Annotated in this window: 2 rRNA genes; both read left to right on the top strand. The window is 53.1% G+C overall.

Annotated elements, in window-relative coordinates:
* Positions 1-1,366: ribosomal RNA gene (locus tag IFT75_RS21290) — 23S ribosomal RNA — on the top strand; the annotation flags it as partial.
* 147 nt (positions 1,367-1,513) lie between these two features.
* Positions 1,514-1,629, top strand: a 5S ribosomal RNA gene (rrf, locus tag IFT75_RS21285).
* Positions 1,630-1,635: the final 6 nt, after the last annotated feature.

The raw sequence follows: 1,635 nt of genomic DNA, 5'->3' as shown, positions 1-1,635 counted from the left end.
AGACGACGAAGTGGTTGATGCCATGCTTCCAAGAAAAGCTTCTAAGCTTCAGGTAACCAGGAACCGTACCCCAAACCGACACAGGTGGTTGGGTAGAGAATACCAAGGCGCTTGAGAGAACTCGGGTGAAGGAACTAGGCAAAATGGCACCGTAACTTCGGGAGAAGGTGCGCCGGTGAGGGTGAAGGACTTGCTCCGTAAGCTCATGCCGGTCGAAGATACCAGGCCGCTGCGACTGTTTATTAAAAACACAGCACTCTGCAAACACGAAAGTGGACGTATAGGGTGTGACGCCTGCCCGGTGCCGGAAGGTTAATTGATGGGGTTAGCGCAAGCGAAGCTCTTGATCGAAGCCCCGGTAAACGGCGGCCGTAACTATAACGGTCCTAAGGTAGCGAAATTCCTTGTCGGGTAAGTTCCGACCTGCACGAATGGCGTAACGATGGCGGCGCTGTCTCCACCCGAGACTCAGTGAAATTGAAATCGCTGTGAAGATGCAGTGTATCCGCGGCTAGACGGAAAGACCCCGTGAACCTTTACTATAGCTTTGCACTGGACTTTGAATTTGCTTGTGTAGGATAGGTGGGAGGCTTTGAAGCGTGGACGCCAGTCTGCGTGGAGCCAACCTTGAAATACCACCCTGGCAACTTTGAGGTTCTAACTCAGGTCCGTTATCCGGATCGAGGACAGTGTATGGTGGGTAGTTTGACTGGGGCGGTCTCCTCCTAAAGAGTAACGGAGGAGTACGAAGGTGCGCTCAGACCGGTCGGAAATCGGTCGTAGAGTATAAAGGCAAAAGCGCGCTTGACTGCGAGACAGACACGTCGAGCAGGTACGAAAGTAGGTCTTAGTGATCCGGTGGTTCTGTATGGAAGGGCCATCGCTCAACGGATAAAAGGTACTCCGGGGATAACAGGCTGATACCGCCCAAGAGTTCATATCGACGGCGGTGTTTGGCACCTCGATGTCGGCTCATCACATCCTGGGGCTGAAGCCGGTCCCAAGGGTATGGCTGTTCGCCATTTAAAGTGGTACGCGAGCTGGGTTTAGAACGTCGTGAGACAGTTCGGTCCCTATCTGCCGTGGACGTTTGAGATTTGAGAGGGGCTGCTCCTAGTACGAGAGGACCGGAGTGGACGAACCTCTGGTGTTCCGGTTGTCACGCCAGTGGCATTGCCGGGTAGCTATGTTCGGGAAAGATAACCGCTGAAAGCATCTAAGCGGGAAACTTGCCTCAAGATGAGATCTCACTGGAACCTTGAGTTCCCTGAAGGGCCGTCGAAGACTACGACGTTGATAGGTGGGGTGTGTAAGCGCTGTGAGGCGTTGAGCTAACCCATACTAATTGCCCGTGAGGCTTGACCATATAACACCCAAGCAATTTGCGTCGAACGACCAGATTGCGGTGACTGTGGAGATGACACGAACCGAAAGTTCGCAGCAAGACAACCCACAAACATCACATACCCGATTCGCTGGAGTGCCTCGCAAGGGCATCCTGGCTACAGAATTTCTTGACGACCATAGAGCATTGGAACCACCTGATCCCATCCCGAACTCAGCAGTGAAACGATGCATCGCCGATGGTAGTGTGGGGTTTCCCCATGTGAGAGTAGGTCATCGTCAAGATTCAAT

It is taken from the genome of Pseudomonas sp. CFBP 8758 (assembly GCF_014841725.1).
GTDB lineage: Bacteria > Pseudomonadota > Gammaproteobacteria > Pseudomonadales > Pseudomonadaceae > Aquipseudomonas > Aquipseudomonas baltica.
The sequence above is the reverse complement of the archived record's forward strand: the minus strand, read 5'-3'. Positions and strand labels throughout refer to the sequence as shown.